We start from the raw sequence: 18,796 nt of genomic DNA, 5'->3' as shown, positions 1-18,796 counted from the left end.
ATGATAAGCTTCTTTTCTTCTCTCTTATTTGTTCATACTTTTTTCAACAAGTGAAATCGCATACTCTAATGTACGATTCATCGTTTCTACCTGTGCATCTTTTACTTGCATATCTTGTAATACAGCTTCTGCAACTGTAATTTTTTGTTGCAATGATTTCACTGAACCATCTGTTACATTTACAGCTTGCGCTTTCTTCACTACTGCTTTTGCAGATTCAATATTGATCTGTAATTTTTCTTTCGTTGTTTTTGGTTGTTCTTCTGCCACTTTTGATTGTACGAATGTTACATTAGCTGATTTTAATTCGTTATATGTTTGAATAATTTGTTCCCCAGTACTTCCTACATTTTCAAATGCTTGCTTTGCAATGTTATAGCTTTTCTCTAATTCTTGAAAGGCTTCCTTTGAATATTGACCTGGCTTATCACCAAATTCATACGTACTAACTAACACTTCTTTTACTTTTCCAAGCTCTTCAAATAACGCATTTACTTGCTCTAACTTCGTACGGTTAGAAAACTCATTGTATGATGCTAATACTTCTGAAGAACTTAAAGCTTTACTATATAATTTTGCTAACGCGATTTGTCCATTTAACGGAATACCACCATTTCCGTTACTATCAGGATCCGCTCCAAATGCAAATGGTACGTTCGGGTTATAAACTTTCCCTTGAGCTGACTGACTGTTTACTTTTTTACCATCTACGTAAATTGCCACTTCGCTTCCGTTATATGTTCCTGTTAAATGATACGTTTTGTTCGCTTCTAATTGAACGCCAACACGTTTGTAGCTACCGCCAATGTGAGCCCATAATTCAACATATCCACTTCCTGTAGACTCAAAACCAATTCCGCCGCTCTCTGTATTTTGCAAAATACCTTGTCCGCGAATTTCATTCATTGAAAATACAGTTTCTAACGTAAACGTATTTGCTATTTTCTCTTTTTGTGCTGCTGAAAATGGAAGGTATCCAAATGTATTTGCTTTTCCGTTTAACTTCATAGCATTCTTCTTCAATGCTTTATCATATTCAATAACCACATTGCCCTTCACATCACCTTTTGTACCAAATGGTGAATTGTCTTTAAATGTACCATCTCCAAAGTTTACATCAAAAACATCCGCTTTCGGTACTTTCACATTCGGGTCAATATTATCTTTTTTTGTAGTAATTTCTGCTGTTAACGGCTGAGCGGTTTCATTGCCGAATGAATCAATGGCAACTATTTCAAGTGTATATGTTTTCCCACCATCTAACCCAGCAAGCGTTAACGTAAGATCTTTTGGCACTGGATCACGATAAAATTCTGAGAATGCTAATAACTTGTTTTTAATCTCTCCCGTTTGTTTATCCTTCGCTTGTACGCGATACGAATGAACAAGAAGGTTGTCCAATGCTTGCGGGAATGTTACTGTTGCCGCATTTTCTGTTACATTTGATACAGCAAGCTTTGCATCTTTAGCAAAGTAAGGCTTTTCTTTATCACGATCTTCTACATGTGTAAATGTTTCTTTCTTTGCTGGTAATTTAATTTTCCAAGGCTCGCCTGTCCAAGAATTCGTATGGAAATCACGGCGATTAATCGTCACTTCTTCTTCATCTACTTCTACTAATAAACCTTGGCTTAACATACTAGCTCCTGGCGGGATATTCCCTTGTACTTTACCACCTTCAACTTCCATATAACTTACTGAAGATGTACCAACTGATGTAAAGTCTTTTTGATGTATCGATCTCGGATCATCTAACGGATAATGTGAATGACCTGAAAACGTAATAACTTGTGGATATTCTTTTAACACTGCATTAATTTTTGCGCTATCTTGTGTTCCCCATTCCTGACTACCGTACACTGTATCTTTAATATGTTGATGTAAAAATACAAAAATCGGTTTTTCTGGATCATCTTTTTGTGCTTTTGCCATTTCTTCTTTTAACCAATTAATTTGCTTGTCCGAATAATAACCATGTGTTGTTCCATTCTCTGGAGACATAACAAGGAAGTGATAACCTTTTACCACTTTATGATAATAAATTGATTCCATACCTGTTTTTTCTAAGAAACGCTTCTGTGCACCCTCTACGGATAAACCGTTCCAATAATCATGGTTACCGAGAGAATTCATTCGCACGGCATCTTTATTTGCATTTTCATTATACACTTGCATGAAACGATCATATTGCTGCACTGATCCTGTATCTGTGAAATCGCCTACAATAACAAACGCATCTTGCTTTGGTGCTAATGTATTAAACTGTTCAATCGCTCTTTTCCAGCGAAACGTATCATCCGTTCCACTATTTTTAATATGCACATCACTTACAACTGGAAAAACTATCTTCTTCTCACTTGATGCCTTTTCTTGCTTTTTCTCTTCCGCCTTGACTGATGTACTCCACGGAAATGATACGAATGCTAATACAAAAACCATTAATAATCCAATAAGGCCTTTTACTTTTCTTAAAGCATTTCTGTCCACGTGAATCCTCCTCATAATAATTGATTCATTACAAGGGCTATTTTATCTAATATATGTTAATGTCGTTTAAATAACAAATGAACTTTATTAGATTTTTGTAAATATACAGTTAATTAGAAATTAAGTCCAACATTCCTCGTACTATGGTATACAACCACCTTTTGTCTAAAAGAGTCTAATCATTCTTTTCCTATGACCATTTACATATAATCTTTTCTATAACACTAATGATAAGTTAAGGTTTAAGCCTATTAGACAATCTTAATTTTTAATATTTCCTTCTTTTTTTAACACACCGGCCATGCTTCTACATTTAATAATAGTAAAAGATAACTTAAAAGGAGGGGTTGTATTGAAGAACAAAAAAAATATTGGCTGTTTCGCTCCTTTATCTATCATTTGCCCAAATCCCTGTCCACCGCCCTCTCCTCCAAATCCAAATTACGAACTAGTAACAAATGAATTTGCTGGAAATTTCCTTATAACGAATAACATTATTTCCTCTGCCAAACATAAATCACAGCCAATAATACTGTGGCAAAGTGATGCAATACTACTTATATCAGGTACCGTCTCGGTTTATAATAGTACTAGCAGCACAGAAGCGGTTACAATTCAAATCGTTGGAACAGTAACTAATATTTTCACTGTTTTTCCTGGTAATACAATATCTTACACAGGAAAAGACTTACAATCTGTCAGTATTATTAATATAGAAAGTAGTCCTTCATTATATTTAGAAGGTAAGTACTGTTGCGAATTTACACGTCGCTTCTAAAATACCAATTTCATAAAAAAAGCATACCATTTACGGTATGCTTTTTTTATGAAATCGGATAACGTACAGTAATACAAAACTCTCCTTGATTAACAGTTGTTCCTGTCGTAGTAATTCGAACAGTCGTAAAATATCGTACAGTGAAAGTACCACTACTTTGCGGCTGTACAGTAATTGTATCAATTACTGTAGCACCAACTAAAAAATCAACTGTAATCGGGTTCGCACCTACATCATATTTCACGTAACCTGAACCATATACTTCTTGCGTGATATTATTTGTATATACAATTTGAGTACCAGCACCTGTAATAGACCAGTCTGTACATACTTGGTCTTGCACAAGTGTTTTATTAGAACAACAAGACAAACTGGAACTTCTCATTCCCATTTCGATCCTCTCCTATTCTGCTATGAAAGTGGATAACGTGTTGTAATACAAAATTCTCCCTGATACGTTCCAGCAGGTGTTGCAGGTAACACGACTTGTATAATATCGAAACGACGATACGTAAACCCGATACTCGTTCCTGGATTTAATGTTTGTGTATCTATTACAGTACCAGCTGAATCAAGCACCTCTACAGTAATTGGGCCTGGTCCAACATCATATTTAACAAAACCAGTACCAACTACGTTTTGGTTAATATTATTTGTATAAAGAACATTATCGATTGCTGTCGCAACTACAGTAGCAGACCACGGACTACACACTTTATCTTGTACATAATTTTTATCTGGACAACAAGTTAATGCAGCCCCTGAGCACTCACAAGACATAGTTGTTTTCCCCTCTCTCTTTTTTTATTCCCTATATGTGTATGTCCTTCAGAGTCTTTTGCCTGTACGATTCATCTATTTTCAAAAAATATTCAAATGACTAGATAGATTCCGTTCTGTTTCTTTTTTTCATAAATTTATAGATTAATATACCACCTACAATAATAACTACGACTAGTAATATCGGTAGCATATATTGTCCAACAACATCCGCCGCTTTTGCCCAATGCGGACCTAATTTCATTCCAAAATAGACATATAAAGTCGTTAACGGGAACATTGCTACAAATGTATATATGCTAAACTTCCATATGTTCATTTTTGCCATGCCACATGGAACAGAGATAAGTGTTCGAACTCCTGGTACAAAGCGTCCCACAAATGCTACAACTGGTCCATATTTCTCAAAGAAGTCATCTGCTTTTTGAATTTGTTCTTCTTTAATAAAGAAGTATTTTCCGTATTTTATTAATAGCGGACGACCACCATAATAACCAAGTGCGTATAACGTTAACGGTCCTGTCGTTCCGCCAAGTGTTCCAGCTAATACAGCTAGCCAAAAATTCATATCTCCCTCGTATACCCAATACCCAACCATAGGCAAAACGACTTCTGCCGGAATAAATTCGAAAGTTAAAGCCAATACAACTCCAAAATAAGAAAACTGCTTTAAAAACTCGATTATATCTAAAATCATTTGCTCCATATTTTAACTCCTATCCTACGTTTACGTTATGCTTTTCTTGTAATTGAACTGGCGCCATTTTTACAATTCGGTTCAAAATGAATAACACAATTCCAATATCATCTAAAATACCGATAAACGGTAGGAAGTCTGGAATTAAATCAAGCGGCATCGCAACATAACCAACTAAAAAAGCAACAGATAAAATTTTCTTCTTTATTGAAACCTCTTTTGAAGTAAAAAAGTCAAATAGGAATGGAACAAATCGGCGAACATGAAATACAACTCTTAATCTACTAATAAGTTTTTTCATTTTTATATCTCCTCTCTTTGTATACGAAAAGGACCCTACCAAATATGGTAAGGGTCCTCAAAAAGACAGAAAGGGGCCTTTACCATTGCTGGTAAAGGTCTCACTAACAACGAAACGTTGCCAATAAAGCCGAGGGTTTCTCCCTGTAATGACGACTTTACTGTAATAAGTTACTCCCCTTTATACACAATTTTATACACTCACATTAAAATATTTCAGAGGGCTTGTCAATATATTTTATATCCCAATCCCTTTCGTAAAAAACAAAAAACGTATAGGAAATTTCTTACTATCTCATAATATACATAATCATTTTTGAACGAAAGGAGATGTTTCATTTGCATACTGTATGGAAAGGTGCACTTTCACTTGGACTATTAAATATAGGCATCAAACTATATAGTGCCGTAGAAGAAAACGACATAAAATTTTTAAGTCTCCATAAAGAATGCTTAACACCTATTAAATATAAAAAGTTCGCTCCCGATTGTACGGATGAAGAAATTGATGATAACGATATTGTAAAAGCCTATGAATACGCACCTCATAAATATATTATTATGGATGAAAAAGAATTAGCTGAATTACAACAAGCTCATGAACCACGATCCATTCGTATTATATCTTTTGTCCAAAATAACGAAATTGATTCTGTTCTCTATGATCGCTCTTATTTTATAGGACCTACCCCAGGACATGAAAAATCATATTTATTATTAAAAGAAGCTCTTGAACGTACGAATAAACTTGGTCTTATCCATATTTCCATTAGAAAAAAACAACATTTAGCTATTATCCGCAACTTTGAAGATGGTCTTATGTTGCAAACTATTCACTACCCTAATGAAATTCGCGCTATAACAAATACACCTAACTTACCAAGTAACGAAAATTATCCGATTCAAAAACAAGAACTCACAGCAGCAATCAATTTAATCCACCATCTTACAAATCCTTTTGAACAAGAGATGTATACAGATGAGTATAAAGAAGCCCTTACCGAACTAATCGAAAACAAAATTGAACAACAGGAAAAAACCGAAACAATCTCTCCAGCTCCGAACATCATTAATATTATGGAGACATTACAAGCAAGCATTGAACAAGCAAAAATAAAAAGAGAAAATAAAACAGAAAAAGAGGCCAAATAAAATTGACCTCTTTTTCTTTAAAGCGGATTACATTTCGGCATTTCAAGTCCAGACGATTGAGCTAGTTTTAATAAGTAATAACATTCTTCTCTTGCCATATGATCTGCCATTCTAGCTGATAGTGCACTTAATACTTCATGAGATAACTCGAGCTCTTCCACTTCATGTAAAAAATGCGAAAATAATTTCAATTCAAGTGAAACATCTTTCGTAAACTTCTTTAATGCAGGAAAATGATGCAGCTCTGTCCGTAAATACCCTGTCATTTCAACTGCCTTTAAGTAAAATTGTTCAAAATGCTTCGTAAATTCTTCGCTTTTCTCTTTTAATCTTTTTTCAACAAGATCTAATCCACCAGAAATAGAGCCTGCATGACCAGCCGCATCCGTTAACCAAACGAGATGATAATGTAATTCATGAAAAACAGGCGGAACTTCCCCTTTCTTCAAAAACTCTAAAACTGTTATATACTCTTCCACTTCGTTTACCATATGATTAATAAAAGTTGGCGTAAAATGAATAGTAATTTTCCCTTCCAGCTGTTTCTGTATAATATTTAATTTAAACGCCCGAATCTCCTTAGCGGCTTGTTCTGCCTCTTTTGAAAATGCCATCAGATTCACATTCCGAACTTTATTTAACAAATTCGTAAATGTTTCAACAAAGTAAGTAGCTTTTTTTATATCCTCTTTTTCCTTCGGGGCTAATGCATCCAGTAAAAATTGTGAATGATCAGTAAGTACCTTTAACCAAAATTGATGCTCAAACAACGCACTTTCTTCATAATTTCTCTCCACTAAATCCCCTCCGTCTATTCATCCTTCTCTATCACTTGAAGTTTATATCCATCCGGGTCTTGTACCACAATACTCTTCTCACTTTTGTTTTCTGTATATGCGATTTTATAAAATACTAACCTCTTCTTTACATTCTCTATGTTAGAAATTGAAAACGTTAGAACATCAACTGAGTCCGTAACACTCTTCTCACGCCCGCCCAAACTGCGATTCATCACAAAACTAATTCTCGTTGAATCAGTATCATACCAAACCCCTGCAATATCTAATTGCGGCCTTTCTGAACTAGGTGTTATCCCTAAAATCCCTTCATAAAAATACAGAGTTTCCTTTAAGTTCTTTACTTCCAATACAATGAATTGTTTCACAGTCTCCACATTCATTCCCCCCGTACCTATTACTTTTTTATATGTGTCATAAATGCTCATTATGTCTGAATACAATACGTAGTAATGAACATGTAAGGAGGTTTATTCGTGAATAAATATATGAGATCATTCGTGCCCTATCATAGCCCTCTCGATCCTTGTCCTCCTATCGGAAAAAAATATTATTCTACTCCTCCTAATTTATTTTTAGGCTTTCAACCGCCAAACTTGCCGCAATTCACACCAAAAGAAGCACTACAAAAAGGGACTTTATGGCCTGTTTTTTATGACTATTATGAAAATCCTTATAAAAAAGGGCGGTGACTACTGACGTGAATCAATCGCTACCAGAAGAATACTATCAGCTTTTACTGGAGCTTCAAGAATTAGACTTTGTACTAGTTGAACTCACTCTTTATTTAGATACACATCCAGATGACACCGCTGCGATTAATCAATTTAATGACTTTTCCTATAAACGGAGAGTATTAAAACAAAAGATGGAAGAAAAATACGGACCACTCCAACAGTTTGGAAACAGCTATTCTAATGCCCCTTGGGAATGGAGCAAAGGTCCTTGGCCATGGCAAATATAAAGGAGAGAAACTATGTGGATTTATGAAAAGAAATTACAATACCCAGTTAAAGTGGGAACTTGCAATCCCGCACTTGCAAAATTATTAATCGAGCAATACGGTGGTGCAGATGGAGAATTAGCTGCTGCACTACGTTACTTAAATCAACGTTATACAATTCCAGATAAAGTCATTGGCCTACTTACTGATATTGGTACAGAAGAATTTGCTCACCTTGAAATGATTGCTACGATGGTTTATAAGCTGACGAAAGATGCGACCCCTGAACAAATGAAAGCTGCTGGTCTTGACCCTCATTACGCTGATCATGACAGTGCTCTTCATTACCATAACGCTGCTGGTGTTCCATTTACTGCAACCTATATACAGGCTAAAGGTGATCCAATTGCCGATCTATACGAGGATATTGCAGCTGAAGAAAAAGCACGCGCAACATATCAATGGCTCATTAACTTATCAGATGATCCAGATATAAATGACAGCCTACGCTTCTTACGTGAACGAGAAATTGTCCATTCACAACGTTTCCGAGAAGCAGTTGAAATTTTAAAAGAAGAACGCGATAAAAAAATATTTTTTTAAAACACGTATCCTAGCGATATGTGTTTTTTTATGTTAAAAGTTAAATCCTTCCTATTAAACATATAAATAGTATATTTATTCGATTTAATGCATTATTTTTTAATATTTTCAAAATTCCCTATTGCTTTCTAGTCATCAGACCTTTAAAATAATAACAGTTACTCGACAAATTATTTGAATTTTCGACAAAAACACTCATTAGGAGGATTTTCTTTATATGCATACAACTTTAAAACCAGCGCAAATACTTTCGATTAGTTTATTACTATTCGCAGTTTTCTTCGGTGCTGGTAATATGATTTTCCCGCCCCTTCTCGGTCTTTCTTCCGGAGAAAATATGTGGGTTTCCATTACAGGGTTTATTATTACAGACGTCGGTTTATCTTTACTTGCTATCGTTGCTGTTGCCCTTGCTGGTGGTAGTTTTAACACTTTAGCGAGCCGTGTTCATCCAAAATTCGCAGCAGTATTCGCTATCATTATTTATCTTTCAATCGGCCCACTATTTGTTATTCCACGAACTGGATCTGTATCTTATGAAATCGGGATTGCACCACTTTTCCCAGATCAATGGTATTCTATGTTAGTTTTTAGTGCGATTTTCTTTACAGTCGTTTACTTCTTATCATTAAATCCATCCAAGCTAGTAGATCATATCGGTAAAATATTAACGCCAATTTTACTTGTAATTATTGCAATTATGGCAACAAAAGCGATTCTTTCACCAGGAACGTTTGCAGAGCCTATCGGTGACTATAAAGACATCCCGTTTTTCAAAGGATTTCTTGAAGGATTTTTAACGTTAGATGCAATTGGCGCTCTCGTACTATCAACAATTGTTGTAAATGCAATTCGTCAAAACGGTATACAAGAGAAGAAATCTATCGCGAAATATACAATCATTTGCGGAAGTATCGCTGCTCTATTCTTAACAATTGTTTACTTCTTACTCGGTTATATCGGAGCTTCAAACGGAAACTTAGGGCAATTCGAAAACGGTGGTCAACTATTAGCTACTGTTATGTATCAATTCTTTGGGACAAGCGGTAATATTTTATTAAGTATCGCCATTATCTTCGCTTGTTTAACAACGGCAATTGGCGTTGTAAGTGCATTTGCAAATTACTTCACAACAGTGCTAACAAATGTTTCATACAAAAAGCTTGTGCTATACGTTTGTATCTTTAGTTTCGTTATTTCAAACTTAGGATTAAGCTTATTAATTAAAATCACACTACCTGTATTAATTATTTTGTACCCAATTACAATCATTTTAATTTTCGTATCATTTATCGATAAATATACGAAACGTAAACCTTCTGTCTACATCGGAGCGATGATCGCAGCATTTATTATTAGCTGTATTCACGCACTTGATAATGTGGAAATGATACCAGATTTTATCGCTAATATCGTACACACCATTCCTTTTTATAACTTAGGAATTGGCTGGATCATTCCAGCAATAATCGGTGGTATAATTGGATACTTTATTCCGCAAACAGAAGCTGCAGGTGAAGTTTCTACAAAATAAAGAAAAGAAGCAAGCATGAAATCCATGCTTGCTTCTTCTTTCTCTTCACATCGTATGCTTAAAAGTAAATAACTCTTCTTTTGACTGCAAAGCAGATTGTTCCTCTTCTACATGTTTCCTCTTTCTCTCTCCTCCTAACCTTACTTTCAACATCGCCTCTTCTATACTTTTCACAATCATATTTCCTGAAAAAATAGTTAGGCCGAAAAATGTAATTGGTACGAGAGGAATCCATGGATGCACTGTTAATGACCTAAAGTATACTCCAATTAAACCTGACCATTCATGCGTGTAAGACTCTACTTCTTCTACCGGTCCGAAAAACTTAACAGTTCCGCCAAAGAATACTTCCAGTAACCCTAAGTGCAGTAAAATAGTAAGAGTCTGCGTAAACTGTTGAAGAAATACGAGTATAAAAGTCATATAGAGATGCGGAAAAAGATGTTTTATAACAATACGTCTTCTCGAGCCGCCTAATATGCGCGCGGCATCAACAAATTCTTCTGTTTGTAATTTACGAACTTCCTTCGCAACATACAGTGCAATAACTGGCATTACAAGCATTACAAGTAATACAACTTGAAACGAAGCTCTTTCAAAAAAGCTTGTTGTTTCCTCTCCGCTTCCAAATAGATTTGCAAATTGAAGAAAAAAATACGCAATCATAACTGTCGGAATAACTGTGAAACTATCAAAAAAAGCCTCAATCTTTGAAAAACCTCTTCTTACATATGTTCCAAGTACAACACCAAAGAACACACCTATTACCATTCTAAGTGCCGCAATTAAAATAGATATACCAATCGTCCACTTCGCGCCTTCAATAACTAAATGTAAAAGGTCGTATCCTTTCCGATCTGTCCCGAGTAAAAATTGGAATGAAGGTGAAAACGGTGGCACTTGTGGATTTTCATCCGCATCATATTGCAATGTAACTTGTCTAATGTGTCCATCATTCCATAACGTATTTCCGATGCTCAAAAGAACTAATATGAGAAGAAATCCAATGCTTATCCAAAATCTTTTATCGCGTTTTATATACATCCACATATTATAATCTCTCCTTCATCGCAGCTGGAATGAAATAATGAAACAGCTTGAATAAAATAAATATCGGGATATATATAAGCAGCATACTAACGATGAAAACCTCAACTCTAATACCCTCATACGATTTCAAAAACATAAAAATACCACCCGTATTAAAAATCCATTCTATAATATATAAATTAGATAACATAAAAAAGATATTCGTTTTCGCAAAGAATAGTGTACTAAGCAACACATTTCGTAAAATATGACGATTTAAAATATGAAAACGCCCTAAACCCTTCGCCTTAGCAAATAGTACATAATCTTTTTCTAGTTCATTTTCAAAACGAAGCACTACTATTTTTACAAACATAATCGTAGTCGGGATGCTCAAACACAATATTGGCAACCCTCTAATCGACTCGCCTCCAATTGACGCAATTTGAAAAGGTAAAAAACCTGTTTGTTTAAAAAACCATACAACTAAAATTTGTGATACTAAAATAAGAAGAATATCTGGAATGGATTCTAGGAAGATAAGAAATGATTTAATTCGATGTTGTATACGCGTTGAACTACTCATAATGACATAAACAATGCAAAATGCTATAAATAATGAAATGAAAAAAGCAGCCAAAAAAATAATAATCGTTTCTTTATAATGGACGAACAACTGTGGAAATAAAAATTTACCTTTCACATATTGCAAATTGGAAATATCCATTAAGTTCACAAACACTTCTTTTAAACTCTGTATGTACTTTGATACATCCACCTTAAATCCATAAAATAATTTCGGCAAAGCCCCTAAAATAATAATCCCCAAAATCGAAATAAGAAATTGAATCGTCACTTCCATTCCATTTAGAAAAACTTTTTTGACCACGTTTTCCCTTCTCTCTATATATAATTTATCCTCTAATTTTATTCTTAATTTTCTGAATTGTAAATATTTTAAAGACAAAAAATCACTAGGCTATGATCCTAGTGATTCTTTATGCGCATGCCTTTCTCTTTTCGCAAACGGCATATACAAAATGAAACATCCAATAAGCGCAGCTATTTCTAATGAAATAATATAGTAAGGATGCGGCCCTAACATATCGAGTAATGAAGCTGTTTCTGGCTTATGAGCTAAAAACATATAATTACCACCTGTTTTGTAATTCACAAACGAAACAAGCGGAATCAATATGTTTAAAAATATCATCGTACGCTTAATAGATTGCAAGGTCGGTCTATAGCCTTCCACCCAAGTCATAAAGAGTGGTGCCCAAATGAGCAATACATGCGCGATAAAATATTCAATGAAACGAAAATGCGGAAAAGCATATTGCAAATTTGGTGTTAAAATGGCTTGTGATGCACCAATAATTCCCGTAAAAAATACAATCTCATATATTCGATAACTTTTCGTTACAATCATAATCGACGCTAACAACAAACTAATTGTACATAATTCAAACGGTAATGAAGTAGCTAACTCAAAAATCCCTGCTTTCCATTCCCACATATGAAGCCCAATTTCACTACCTATAAATAAAAATGTAATCGCATATCGAACCGTTATATTCCACTCATTTTGACGTAATACATCTTGGTATTGATACAGAAAAAATATCCCCACCAACATAATAAATAATATAAGGGCGTGTTGCCTTGAGTATGGAATAAATGGTTTTAATGGGTGCGCGCTAAAATAAGCTTCCATCTTCCTTCCTCCTTTCCTCCATACAATATTATTGTAAGAAAGAAACGACGAGTCAATTCATTTGCTTACACTAGGACAACCTCTACCTTACATTTGCATATTCATACCTTACAAAACTGTAAGGTTATTGTAAGCTAAAACGATTTGTCAGATTCTTCACCTCTTCTATACTTAATGTAGATACTAAAACGAACGAAAAGGTGATAAATAGATGAAGAAGAAAAATAAAGTGTTAATTACTAGTGTAGTAGCAATCGGAATTGCAGCTGGATCATACTTTGCATTTGCTGGTGGCGGTTCAGAAGTAGCAATGGCATATAGCGGATATAAAGTAACTGAAAAACAAATCCAAAACGCGCAAAAATTTGGTGGCGAAGTTATTCCAAATGGAATTGAAACTATTTCATTCGATCCAACAAAAGGAACATATGAATTAGCTGTTAAAAAAGGCGATGAAGTGAAAAAGGGTCAGCTTCTATTTAAGTACACTGATCCGACTGCGAAACAAGGTGTAACAGAAGCAGAAATGCAAAAGAAAATCGCACAAAAAGAAGTAACGTTGTTCCAAAAACAAATTGATGCGGCGAAACAAAAATTACAAAAAGATAAAAATGCAGGCCTTCCTGCTGAAGCATTAAAAGCATCAGAAGTTGAAGTTGGGCAATTAGAATCACAACTTGAAATGAAAAAGTTTGAAGTTGAAAAAGCTGATGAAATGATTAAAGCAGCAAAAGAGAAAGTAAACACTCTTTCTGTAACAAGTCCTGCTGATGGCGTAATTGATGATATCGTAAAAACTGCTGACGAAAAAACAGGTATGAGCGGAATTACTCTTCGTCACGCTGGTCAATTTAAAGTAAAAGGTCAACTTTCTGAATATGAGCTTGCTAGTATGAAAGTTGGGCAAGAAGTAACTGTTTCATCAAAAACTGTCGCTGGTAAGACTTGGACAGGAAAAGTAACAGAAATCGGTTCTACACCATTAAAGAGCATGGATGAAAATAAAACTGTTTCTAACTATCAATTCACTGTCACATTAGATAATAGTGACGAATTACAAAACGGCTTCCACGTTTACGTAACAAGTAAATCTGGCGAAGCAACTGGTACAATTGTTCCGAAAAGCAGTATCGTGAAAAAAGGTGATAAAAATGTTGTCTTCGTTGTAAAAGACGGTAAGGCGAAAGAACAAGCAGTTACTGTTGAATTCGAGACTGATAGCGAAGCAAAAGTTTCTGGAGTGAAAAAAGGAGAGGAAATTATCTCTAAACCTGAAAAAGACTTAAAAGATGGTATGGAGGTTGTCGCCCAGTGATTAACTTAAAAGGCATCACGAAATCCTTCCAAAATGGTGCAGAATCCGTTCAAATATTACACGGAATTGACGTAACACTGAACCAAGGAGAATTCACTTCTATTATGGGACCTTCTGGTTCTGGTAAATCAACATTAATGAACATTATCGGTTGCTTAGATAAACCGACGACAGGTACGTACGAACTAGCCGGTCAAAATATTTCAAACATGACTGAAACAGAACTTGCACACGTACGTAATAAAGAGATCGGATTCGTATTCCAAAACTTCATGTTATTACCGAGACTTACAGCGCTTCAAAATGTAGAACTACCTCTTATTTACGCTGGAGTCGATAAAAAAGAAAGACGCGAGCGCTCATTAGCTGCTTTAACAAAAGTCGGTTTAGCTGATCGCGCTACTCACTTACCGAACGAATTATCAGGTGGACAAAAGCAGCGTGTCGCTGTTGCACGTGCAATCGTAAATAACCCAAAGTTCATTTTAGCCGATGAACCGACGGGGGCACTTGATACGAAAACGAGTACACAAATTATGGACCTCTTTTACGAATTAAATAAACAAGGCTCAACAATTATTATGATTACCCATGACCGTGAAATCGGGGAAGCTGCAGCACGTCAAATTGTAATTCGTGACGGAAATATCGTCCAAGATTGGAGAGGTTAATTTTGAATACGAGTGAAAATATACGCATGGCCCTTTCCTCTATCTTTGCTCATAAAATGCGTTCTATTTTAACGATGTTAGGTATTATTATCGGTATTAGTGCCATTATTACTATCATTTCAATGGGTGATGGTACAAACGCAAAGTTTAAAAAAGAATTAGGCCAAGGAAAAGATAACGAAGTAACGATTTACTACAACAATCCTGATTACGGAACAGATAGTGCCAAAATCACACCTGATATGCTAAACCGCCTTCAAACTGTTCCTGGCGTTAAAGATGTGTATCCAGACGTAAGTATGAAAGTAAAAGCATCTGCTGGTTCAAAAGATGTAAATCTTGATTTAAAAGGTGGAACAGGCGCCTTTATGACAGATTCGAAAATAAAATTAGTTCACGGTCGTGAATTAAATGACAGTGAACTAAACCAAGCAATCCCTGCTGTTATATTAAATGAAGAAGCTTTCAACAAATTATTTAGTAGTGGTTGGGAATCAAATCAATACACAGATATAAAAGGAAAGCCGTATAAAATAGTTGGTGTATACGAAACGAAAAACGACTTTGGAATGCCTATGCCTGAAGGTTATACATCACTTGAAAATGCGCCTGTCATTTCAGGAGTAAATGAGTATGACTCTGTAAGATTAACAATGACCTCTCCGACAGAACGTAAAAGTGTAGAAAAACAAGCCGTTTCTGTCTTAAACGAAATGAAAGCTCCTAAATTTGAGCACAAATTCGAAGCACAAGATTTAGGTGAATTTACGAAACAACTAGACGAATCAATTGGTATGATGAAAATGGTATTTGGTGGTATTGCTGCTATCTCCTTACTTGTTGGTGGTATCGGTGTAATGAACATCATGCTCGTATCTGTAACAGAACGTACACGTGAGATTGGTATTCGTAAAGCACTTGGTGCAACACGTGGTAAAGTATTAACACAATTCTTAATCGAATCTTGTATTTTAACAGGACTTGGTGGTTTCATCGGATTCATGCTCGGTATTTTCTTCGCTTGGATCGTCTCAATCTTTGCTGGATGGCCACTCGTTGTCTCAAAAGAACTTGGACTTCTTGCAGTAGGTATCTCAATGTTAATCGGTATTATATTCGGTTTACTACCAGCTAACAAAGCTGCCAAACTGGATCCAATTGAATGTTTACGATATGAATAAACAAAAACGTAGGAGTTTACACTCCTGCGTTTTTTATTTATCTACTAAATTGAGTTTCTTCTATTATATATGTTTCACGTTACAACTATCATTCTCATACTCTTCATTATTTATAGGTAATAAGGCTATTATCTAATTCTATTATTGCAAAAATACTATGTAACAGACGAAAATCAAGGCGTAATTTTTTCCATACTTCGACTGATTTTGTAACAATTATATCGATATTTTATTAAATTTCACCTCATTTATATATTTTCACGCCTAAAAAGATTATCGTTTTATAACTAAATTTCCATTCAAACAGTAAAATATGCTACTTTCGTAACGCTATAGATATCACCTAGAAATATTACTGTAACATTATTAACGTTACAGTAATTGAAATACTACTCATTTTGTGTTTCATATGCCCTGATACGCCAAAAAACAACAAGGAAGCGCTATCAGGATATTTATGGAATTGTTACAGAATATTAATGCCCCGTTACGAAAGCTTTGTAATTTTATGTTTTTCGCAAATAAGAAAATAATGGTTGCTATAATGAGGTCAACGAAAACAAATGCAATGGAGGCTATTATGAAAAAATTTATGGGTATAGCAACAGCAGCGGTTTTTGGTCTTGGGATTTTCACAACATCTGCTAAAGCAGAAACAATCGTAACGACTGACGTACTAAACGTACGAGAAAACCCAACTACTGAATCAAAAGTTGTAGGAAAATTATTAGATGGATATAAAGTAAATGTTTTACATACAGAAAATGGTTGGTCAAAAGTTCAATTGAATAGCGGTAAAGAAGCTTTCATAAGCGCTGACTATACAAAAGACACTTACTACGTAACAGCAAACGTATTAAACGTACGTGCTGGAGCAAACACAGACTCAGAGATTCTTGGTAAGTTGAAAAAAGATGATGTAATTGAAACAACACACCAAGTACAGAATGATTGGATTCAATTTGAATATAACGGAAAAACAGCTTATGTTCATGTTCCTTACTTAACAGGTAAAGCACCAGTTAAAGTTCAACCAGTAGCTAAAGTTGAAAAAACGACTACAGTTCAAGATACAGCTAAAGTTCGTGAAGCGGCTAAAGCTCAGGAAGTAGCTGAAACTCAAGCAAAAGCTAAAGCTCAAGAAGCAACTAAAGCTCGCGAAGCAGCTGAAGCTCAAGCAGAAGTTAAAGCTCAAGAAGCGGCTAAAGCTCGTGAAACTGCTAAGGCTCAAGAAGCAGCTAAAGCTCAGGCAGATGCTGAAGCTCAAGCAGAAGTTAAAGCTCAAGAGGCGGCTAAAGCTCGTGAAGCAGCTAAAGCTCAGGCAGATGCTGAAGCTCAAGCAGCGGCTAAGGCTCAAGAAGCAGCCAAAGCTCGTGAAGCGGCTAAAGCTCAAGAAGCAGCTGAAGCTCGTGAAGCGGCTAAAGCTCAAGAAGCAGCTAAAGCTCGTGAAGCGGCTAAAGCTCAAAAACCAGCTACACAACAACCTGTTGCAAAAGAAACTGAAACAAGTGCACCATCATCTTCTCGTGAGTTACGTGTTGTAGCAACAGCTTACACAGCAGATCCACTTGAAAATGGTTATAAAGCAGGCGACCAAGTAAAATCAGCTTTAGGTCATAACTTAACAGCTAATCCAAACATGAAACTTATTGCAGTTGATCCAAGTGTAATTCCATTAGGTTCAAAAGTATGGGTTGAAGGTTACGGAGTAGCAATCGCTGGTGATACTGGTGGAGCTATTAAAGGTAATAAAATCGACGTTTTAATGCCAGATAAAGGTACATCAAGTAGCTGGGGACGTAAAACAGTTACAGTTAAAGTATTAAACTAGTTAGTAAAAAAGAGTCAGTCTCATCGTTGAGGCTGGCTCTTTTTTTATGATTCTTACATTCTTTCTTTCTCTTGAAAGTAAGTAATATTGTCTCGAAGCCACTTCCTCTCCGACATAAACAAGTTTCCACGTTTTTTATACACTTTATCAAATATCTTTAAAACTTCTTCATGATTAGCAAACTTATGTAAGAAACGAAGAGCAATGATAATCTCTGCTTCATCCGTAGGCTCTGCTTCATTTTTCCGTCTTCTAGCAACAATTTTATTCACACGTTCGCAAATTGGTCTCATTGCCATTTCGTCGCCATACGTATAAATAGCTCGAACAGCTTCATATTTCACCATCACATTTCTATCCTGTAAAGCTTCAATATAAACTATTTGTAAGTCCGATCCCCCTATTTTTGCTAACACCTCAATAACAGTTGAACGAACATAGGCACTATTACTATATAAAAGCTTTGTTAACGGCAGAATCGATTGCTTCGTTCCAATCTCAAACAATGTATAACAAATATGTGTAATCTCATCTTTATTTTCTTGAGTATCCAGCAACTTTAGTAAAGCACTCTCCGCTTCTAATGATTTACATAACTTTAAGGAAGAAATAGCCCAATAACGAACACTATCGTTTTTATGGTAAATATACGGAATAATTTTATTTGTATCACTTACTTCTGGCAATGTATAAATATTACTAAGCAGTTCACTTAACAAAGTCGGGTTTTGTTCACATTCCAAACAATCTATAAGATAATCAGCAATACTGATCTCTTTCGTATTAATAGCAAGTTTCGTCATTACATAATACATATCTTTCTTCATAGATATTTTTTTTGCTTTGGTTACCTTCTGCTGTAAATAAGGAAACGTTAATAGGTCATCTAGCTCTTTTGCTTCATCATAAGCACGATGTCTAACCTCTGTATCCTCATCAGCCATCCGCCTTAATAAACTATCTATATACCCTTCCATCTCCTTC

21 protein-coding genes are annotated in these 18,796 nt (G+C 35.3%); 10 read left to right on the top strand and 11 right to left on the bottom strand.

Annotated features, from left to right (window positions below; genetic code table 11):
- Positions 1–24: 24 nt before the first annotated feature.
- Positions 25–2,487 carry a LamG-like jellyroll fold domain-containing protein gene (locus MHB52_RS04335; RefSeq protein ID WP_061664783.1) on the bottom strand — a complete coding sequence of 821 codons (2,463 nt, stop codon included), beginning with the start codon at positions 2,485–2,487 and terminating at the stop codon, positions 25–27.
- 352 nt (positions 2,488–2,839) lie between these two features.
- Between MHB52_RS04335 and MHB52_RS04330 the strand changes: the two genes are divergently transcribed.
- Positions 2,840–3,265: an S-Ena type endospore appendage gene (locus tag MHB52_RS04330; protein WP_000791329.1), complete on the top strand. Its 426-nt coding sequence runs from the start codon at positions 2,840–2,842 to the stop codon at positions 3,263–3,265.
- A 46-nt stretch (positions 3,266–3,311) separates the two neighbouring features.
- On the opposite strand, the gene MHB52_RS04325 is transcribed toward MHB52_RS04330, so the two are convergent.
- The 4 genes from MHB52_RS04325 to MHB52_RS04310 form a co-directional block, all read right to left on the bottom strand.
- Positions 3,312–3,656 carry a DUF3992 domain-containing protein gene (locus tag MHB52_RS04325; protein WP_000525814.1) on the bottom strand — a complete coding sequence of 115 codons (345 nt, stop codon included), beginning with the start codon at positions 3,654–3,656 and terminating at the stop codon, positions 3,312–3,314.
- Positions 3,657–3,676: 20 nt separating this feature from the next.
- Positions 3,677–4,045 (bottom strand): DUF3992 domain-containing protein, encoded by a 369-nt coding sequence (locus MHB52_RS04320; protein ID WP_016117208.1) that lies wholly within the window; start codon positions 4,043–4,045, stop codon positions 3,677–3,679.
- A gap of 100 nt (positions 4,046–4,145) precedes the next feature.
- The gene (locus MHB52_RS04315; RefSeq protein ID WP_016117207.1) at positions 4,146–4,751 is read right to left on the bottom strand and encodes a DedA family protein; all 606 of its coding nucleotides are present in this window, start codon (positions 4,749–4,751) and stop codon (positions 4,146–4,148) included.
- Positions 4,752–4,761: 10 nt separating this feature from the next.
- The gene (locus MHB52_RS04310; RefSeq protein ID WP_000733852.1) at positions 4,762–5,043 is read right to left on the bottom strand and encodes a YkvA family protein; all 282 of its coding nucleotides are present in this window, start codon (positions 5,041–5,043) and stop codon (positions 4,762–4,764) included.
- Positions 5,044–5,381: 338 nt separating this feature from the next.
- On the opposite strand from MHB52_RS04310, the gene ku reads away from it, so the two are divergent.
- Positions 5,382–6,194, top strand: a complete 813-nt coding sequence (gene ku, locus MHB52_RS04305; RefSeq protein WP_016117205.1) for a non-homologous end joining protein Ku — start codon at positions 5,382–5,384, stop codon at positions 6,192–6,194.
- A gap of 17 nt (positions 6,195–6,211) precedes the next feature.
- Here ku and MHB52_RS04300 read toward each other — a convergent pair whose 3' ends face one another.
- Entirely contained in the window at positions 6,212–6,991 is a 780-nt protein-coding gene (locus MHB52_RS04300) for a DUF2935 domain-containing protein (RefSeq protein WP_061664784.1), read from the bottom strand.
- Between the two features lie 14 nt (positions 6,992–7,005).
- Complete coding sequence (locus MHB52_RS04295) at positions 7,006–7,419, bottom strand: VOC family protein (protein ID WP_001999135.1); 414 nt, start codon at positions 7,417–7,419, stop codon at positions 7,006–7,008.
- A gap of 48 nt (positions 7,420–7,467) precedes the next feature.
- Here MHB52_RS04295 and MHB52_RS04290 point away from each other — a divergent pair, with 48 nt between their 5' ends.
- The 4 genes from MHB52_RS04290 to brnQ2 all read left to right on the top strand — a co-directional run bounded on the left by MHB52_RS04290 (position 7,468) and on the right by brnQ2 (position 10,071).
- Entirely contained in the window at positions 7,468–7,683 is a 216-nt protein-coding gene (locus MHB52_RS04290) for a spore coat associated protein CotJA (RefSeq protein WP_001046257.1), read from the top strand.
- An 8-nt stretch (positions 7,684–7,691) separates the two neighbouring features.
- Positions 7,692–7,955: a spore coat protein CotJB gene (locus MHB52_RS04285; RefSeq protein WP_001076510.1), complete on the top strand. Its 264-nt coding sequence runs from the start codon at positions 7,692–7,694 to the stop codon at positions 7,953–7,955.
- A gap of 12 nt (positions 7,956–7,967) precedes the next feature.
- Positions 7,968–8,537: a spore coat protein CotJC gene (cotJC, locus tag MHB52_RS04280; RefSeq protein WP_000265273.1), complete on the top strand. Its 570-nt coding sequence runs from the start codon at positions 7,968–7,970 to the stop codon at positions 8,535–8,537.
- Positions 8,538–8,754: 217 nt separating this feature from the next.
- On the top strand, positions 8,755–10,071 hold the full coding sequence (gene brnQ2, locus MHB52_RS04275; protein WP_000557552.1) for a branched-chain amino acid transport system II carrier protein BrnQ2: 1,317 nt from the start codon (positions 8,755–8,757) through the stop codon (positions 10,069–10,071).
- Positions 10,072–10,116: 45 nt separating this feature from the next.
- Here the strand turns inward: brnQ2 and MHB52_RS04270 are convergent, their stop codons facing one another.
- The 3 genes from MHB52_RS04270 to MHB52_RS04260 all read right to left on the bottom strand — a co-directional run bounded on the left by MHB52_RS04270 (position 10,117) and on the right by MHB52_RS04260 (position 12,814).
- Positions 10,117–11,121, bottom strand: a complete 1,005-nt coding sequence (locus tag MHB52_RS04270) for an ABC transporter permease (RefSeq protein WP_061664785.1) — start codon at positions 11,119–11,121, stop codon at positions 10,117–10,119.
- Between the two features lies 1 nt (position 11,122).
- Complete coding sequence (locus tag MHB52_RS04265) at positions 11,123–11,989, bottom strand: ABC transporter permease subunit (protein ID WP_000239684.1); 867 nt, start codon at positions 11,987–11,989, stop codon at positions 11,123–11,125.
- A gap of 90 nt (positions 11,990–12,079) precedes the next feature.
- Positions 12,080–12,814: a YwaF family protein gene (locus MHB52_RS04260; protein ID WP_061664786.1), complete on the bottom strand. Its 735-nt coding sequence runs from the start codon at positions 12,812–12,814 to the stop codon at positions 12,080–12,082.
- A gap of 211 nt (positions 12,815–13,025) precedes the next feature.
- Between MHB52_RS04260 and MHB52_RS04255 the strand changes: the two genes are divergently transcribed.
- The 4 genes from MHB52_RS04255 to entC all read left to right on the top strand — a co-directional run bounded on the left by MHB52_RS04255 (position 13,026) and on the right by entC (position 17,812).
- Entirely contained in the window at positions 13,026–14,129 is a 1,104-nt protein-coding gene (locus tag MHB52_RS04255; protein WP_061664787.1) for an efflux RND transporter periplasmic adaptor subunit, read from the top strand.
- The gene (locus MHB52_RS04250) at positions 14,126–14,800 is read left to right on the top strand and encodes an ABC transporter ATP-binding protein (RefSeq protein ID WP_000609104.1); all 675 of its coding nucleotides are present in this window, start codon (positions 14,126–14,128) and stop codon (positions 14,798–14,800) included. Before MHB52_RS04255 ends, MHB52_RS04250 begins: the two co-directional genes overlap by 4 nt.
- A 26-nt stretch (positions 14,801–14,826) precedes the next feature.
- Positions 14,827–15,981: an ABC transporter permease gene (locus MHB52_RS04245; RefSeq protein WP_001986269.1), complete on the top strand. Its 1,155-nt coding sequence runs from the start codon at positions 14,827–14,829 to the stop codon at positions 15,979–15,981.
- 457 nt (positions 15,982–16,438) lie between these two features.
- Positions 16,439–17,812: a cell wall-binding protein EntC gene (gene entC / locus MHB52_RS04240; protein ID WP_061664788.1), complete on the top strand. Its 1,374-nt coding sequence runs from the start codon at positions 16,439–16,441 to the stop codon at positions 17,810–17,812.
- A gap of 53 nt (positions 17,813–17,865) precedes the next feature.
- On the opposite strand, the gene MHB52_RS04235 is transcribed toward entC, so the two are convergent.
- A complete protein-coding gene (locus MHB52_RS04235; RefSeq protein ID WP_061664789.1) occupies positions 17,866–18,789 on the bottom strand; it encodes a HEAT repeat domain-containing protein in 924 nt (307 codons plus the stop codon).
- Positions 18,790–18,796 lie beyond the last annotated feature (7 nt).

It is taken from the genome of Bacillus sp. FSL K6-0073 (assembly GCF_038006085.1).
GTDB lineage: Bacteria > Bacillota > Bacilli > Bacillales > Bacillaceae_G > Bacillus_A > Bacillus_A cereus.
The sequence above is the reverse complement of the archived record's forward strand: the minus strand, read 5'-3'. Positions and strand labels throughout refer to the sequence as shown.

Excerpts from the sequence above, each read along its gene's own strand:
- MHB52_RS04320 (WP_016117208.1), bottom strand. The coding sequence starts at position 4,045 with ATGTCTTGTGAGTGCTCAGGGGCTGCATTAACTTGTTGTCCAGATAAA.
- MHB52_RS04315 (WP_016117207.1), bottom strand. The coding sequence starts at position 4,751 with ATGGAGCAAATGATTTTAGATATAATCGAGTTTTTAAAGCAGTTTTCT.
- MHB52_RS04255 (WP_061664787.1), top strand. The coding sequence starts at position 13,026 with ATGAAGAAGAAAAATAAAGTGTTAATTACTAGTGTAGTAGCAATCGGA.
- MHB52_RS04295 (WP_001999135.1), bottom strand. The coding sequence starts at position 7,419 with ATGAGCATTTATGACACATATAAAAAAGTAATAGGTACGGGGGGAATG.
- MHB52_RS04260 (WP_061664786.1), bottom strand. The coding sequence starts at position 12,814 with ATGGAAGCTTATTTTAGCGCGCACCCATTAAAACCATTTATTCCATAC.
- MHB52_RS04325 (WP_000525814.1), bottom strand. The coding sequence starts at position 3,656 with ATGGGAATGAGAAGTTCCAGTTTGTCTTGTTGTTCTAATAAAACACTT.
- entC (WP_061664788.1), top strand. The coding sequence starts at position 16,439 with ATGGAATTGTTACAGAATATTAATGCCCCGTTACGAAAGCTTTGTAAT.
- brnQ2 (WP_000557552.1), top strand. The coding sequence starts at position 8,755 with ATGCATACAACTTTAAAACCAGCGCAAATACTTTCGATTAGTTTATTA.
- MHB52_RS04235 (WP_061664789.1), bottom strand. The coding sequence starts at position 18,789 with ATGGAAGGGTATATAGATAGTTTATTAAGGCGGATGGCTGATGAGGAT.
- cotJC (WP_000265273.1), top strand. The coding sequence starts at position 7,968 with ATGTGGATTTATGAAAAGAAATTACAATACCCAGTTAAAGTGGGAACT.
- MHB52_RS04310 (WP_000733852.1), bottom strand. The coding sequence starts at position 5,043 with ATGAAAAAACTTATTAGTAGATTAAGAGTTGTATTTCATGTTCGCCGA.
- MHB52_RS04270 (WP_061664785.1), bottom strand. The coding sequence starts at position 11,121 with ATGTGGATGTATATAAAACGCGATAAAAGATTTTGGATAAGCATTGGA.
- MHB52_RS04245 (WP_001986269.1), top strand. The coding sequence starts at position 14,827 with ATGGCCCTTTCCTCTATCTTTGCTCATAAAATGCGTTCTATTTTAACG.